This is a genomic window from Nonomuraea sp. NPDC049784, from assembly GCF_040659615.1.
Lineage (GTDB): Bacteria > Actinomycetota > Actinomycetes > Streptosporangiales > Streptosporangiaceae > Nonomuraea.
In genome coordinates this window covers 1-2,938 of record NZ_JBFAMX010000925.1, presented here as the reverse complement: position 1 = coordinate 2,938, position 2,938 = coordinate 1, and the positions used below count along the sequence as shown (strand labels likewise).

Genomic DNA, 2,938 nt, shown 5'->3' with positions numbered 1-2,938 from the left:
TCCTGGTCGGTCAGTCTGCGCACACGGACAGGCTCGGCCACCGCGCCTCCAGCGGTCGGATCGGACGTCACCGCCCATCAAACCGCCACGATCACCAAACCGGCGAACCTATGCGGTCAGAGCACTAGCTCGACTCGCACCGGCGCTGTCGGCCGCCGTATCAGTTCCGCCATCCGGCCCTTACAGCATCTCGCCGAAGCCGGATTGTGCTGAAACGGAAGCATCCTCGGCATCGGATGATGTCCCGCCCTCGCGCTGGCGCGACGCCGAAGGCCAGCTGAGTGCTGTTGAGCAGTCCGGAGGCCAGACCCGAATCGCTGGGTGTGGCACCCGACATGGCCGGTCCGATGACCGCCGGAAGCGCCAGGCCCGCGCCGACGCCGAGCAGGAGCATGGCCGGGAGGACGTCCATGGTGTAGGTGGCGTGCAGGTGCGCTGATCCACCGGGATCAATCAGGCGCCCGCGGAAGGCGGCTGTTGCAGTGCAGTCCATCTATGAGGACCGCCAGCATTTGCCCGACCCCGGCCCGGCCGGCGGGCGACTGCTCACCGGCCCATGCCACACCTGCGGCTAGGTGCAGGATCGTCGAGGCGTCGATGTCATCCCGGACAGCGCCGCTGCGCTGGGCCATCGCCACGACCTCGTATGCTGCGGCGCGCATGGCATGGCAGGCAGAGTGCGACTGCGACGTCTCGTTGTGGAGCGCGGCGGTGACGCTTGCCGCCAGCCCTCGATACGTCATGAGGTGGTTGACGAAGAGCTTCAACCAGGCCAGGAGCGCCTCCTGTGGCGAGTGCTCAACCTGTAGCTTGGCGGCCTCGGCGGCGAGAGCCTCGTAACGGTCGTCGAGGACGGCCTCCACCAGCGCCTCTCGGGTGGGGAAGTGGCGGTAAAGCGTGCCCGAACCCACGTCGGCGTCACGGGCGATGTCATCGAGCGAGGTCTCCACGCCCGCGCGAGCAAACGCCGCGCTCGCCGCGGCGAGCAACCGTGCCCGATTGCGCTGTGCATCTGCCCGCATCGCACGCGGTGCCCTCGTGTCACCCATAGATCCCCTTCCCGCCAAACGATTGTACCGGGGACTATCCCCGGATAGCATCAACGCTTACCGGAGACAGTCCCCGGATAACAGCCGTCGGGCGTGTGGAGGTTTCGGAAGTGATCACAGAAGTGAAGGCGAAGCTGGGACCCGTGGGAGTGTGGCTTGGTGGACCCCACCTGCGCGGCACCCCGATCGAGAGCTGGCGCCACGCTGTGGGACGCGTTGAGCACCTCGGGTACGGCTCGCTGTGGGGACCTGAAGGAATCGGCGGCAAGGACGCCTTAGCCAACGGCGCCATTCAGCTCGCCGCGAGCAGCCGATTGATGATCGGCACTGGGATCGCCAACATTTGGGCGCGTCATCCCGCCACGATGCAGGGTGGTGCCGCGACGTTGGCCGAGGCGTACGCTGGACGGTTTGTCCTCGGTCTTGGCGTCAGTCAACGGTCCCTGGTCGAAGCCAACGGGCAGGACTACAGCCATCCCCTCAAGATCATGCGGGACTACCTCGACGAGATGGACCTGGCGACGACGCGCAACCCGCCGCCGGAGCCGTTTGTTCGGGTGCTGGCCGCGTTGCAGCCGAAAATGGTGCAACTGGCTCGCGACCGCACGGACGGCGTCCATTCATTTTCAGCTCCGGTCGAACATACTGCTCTTGTCCGGGAAGCCCTGGGAAGCGATAAGTTGCTCATCCCCGAGCAGGCGTTCATCATCGAACCCGATCCCGAGCAGGCCCGTGCCATCGCTCGGCGGTACCGAGGCAAGATCAATCCAGATTCGCCGTACACCCGCAACTGGCTACGTCTCGGCTACAGCCAGGAGGACATTGCCGATGGAGGAAGTGACCGGCTGATCGACGGGCTGGTCGCGTGGGGCACCCCGGACGCCATCGCCGAGCGCGTTCAAGCACAACTCGACGCCGGCGCCGACCACGTGCTTGTCCATCCCCTCACCGATGACCTGCCCACGGCCGTCAAGCAACTCGAACAACTTGCGTCTGCGTTGCCGCGTGGATTGGTGTGAGCACGTCAACACCACTGCAACCAGCCAGCAGGCACGGCTGGCGGCACGCGCCGGCGGCTGATCACCACCTCCGGCACCGCCGGAACGCACGGCATCCTCCTGCAAGATGCGCGCGCGGCGGCGACCGGCGCGATGCCGGCGCGGATGCTGCTCGGACGCCGGCCCGTGCGGCAATCCCGGCCCGACCCTGCGCGTCCAGGGCCGAGCCGCCGACCTGCTCACCTTCCCTCGCCCCGGCGACGAGCCGGTCAACCCTGCTCTCGCTCCCGCTGGCCACCCTGCTGGAGGCCGTGGATGACCTGGGGCATATCAGATGATCCCGCCGTTGATGCGCAGCACTTGGCCGTTGACCCAGTGGCCCGAAGGGCTCGCGAGGAAGGCGACGGTCTCGGCGATGTCCCGCGGGGTTCCCAGACGCTCCAACGGCGGCTGGGCGGCCAGGCGGGCGATGGTCTCCTCGTCCTTACCGTGCAGGAACAGGTCGGTGGCCGTGGGCCCGGGCGCGACCGCGTTGACCGTGATGTCACGGCCGCGCAACTCCCGGGCGATGATCAGGGTCAACGCCTCCACCGCGCCCTTGCTGGGCTGCGTAAGCCCCGTAGCCGGGAAACGCCAGGCCGACGACGGAGCTGGACAGGTTGATGATCGTGCCGCCCCGCCGTACCCGGCGCACAGCCTGCTGATCCACCACGAAGGTGCCGCGCACGTTGATGTTCATGACCCGGTCGAGGGAGGCCAGGTCCAAGTCGGCGAGCGGGGCCAACTCCACGATTCCGGCGGCATGCACCACGACGTCGAGACCGCCATAGGTCTGCTCGGCCAGGTCGAACATGGCCGCCACCGCGCTCATGTCGGCGACGTCGGCGCGGG

General features: G+C 67.6%; 2 protein-coding genes and 1 pseudogene. 1 reads left to right on the top strand and 2 read right to left on the bottom strand.

What is annotated here, in order from left to right:
- Positions 1-449: 449 nt before the first annotated feature.
- Positions 450-1,022 (bottom strand): helix-turn-helix domain-containing protein, encoded by a 573-nt coding sequence (locus AB0J09_RS61140; protein WP_360713198.1) that lies wholly within the window; start codon positions 1,020-1,022, stop codon positions 450-452.
- 137 nt (positions 1,023-1,159) lie between these two features.
- Here AB0J09_RS61140 and AB0J09_RS61135 point away from each other — a divergent pair, with 137 nt between their 5' ends.
- Positions 1,160-2,068, top strand: coding sequence for a TIGR03620 family F420-dependent LLM class oxidoreductase (locus AB0J09_RS61135; protein ID WP_360713196.1), 909 nt, complete (start codon positions 1,160-1,162; stop codon positions 2,066-2,068).
- A gap of 309 nt (positions 2,069-2,377) precedes the next feature.
- Here AB0J09_RS61135 and AB0J09_RS61130 read toward each other — a convergent pair.
- Positions 2,378-2,938: pseudogene (locus AB0J09_RS61130) on the bottom strand (SDR family oxidoreductase); the annotation flags it as partial.

Bases quoted from the DNA above. Each gene is read 5' to 3' on its own strand.
- AB0J09_RS61140 (WP_360713198.1), bottom strand. From the start codon at position 1,022: ATGCGGGCAGATGCACAGCGCAATCGGGCACGGTTGCTCGCCGCGGCG.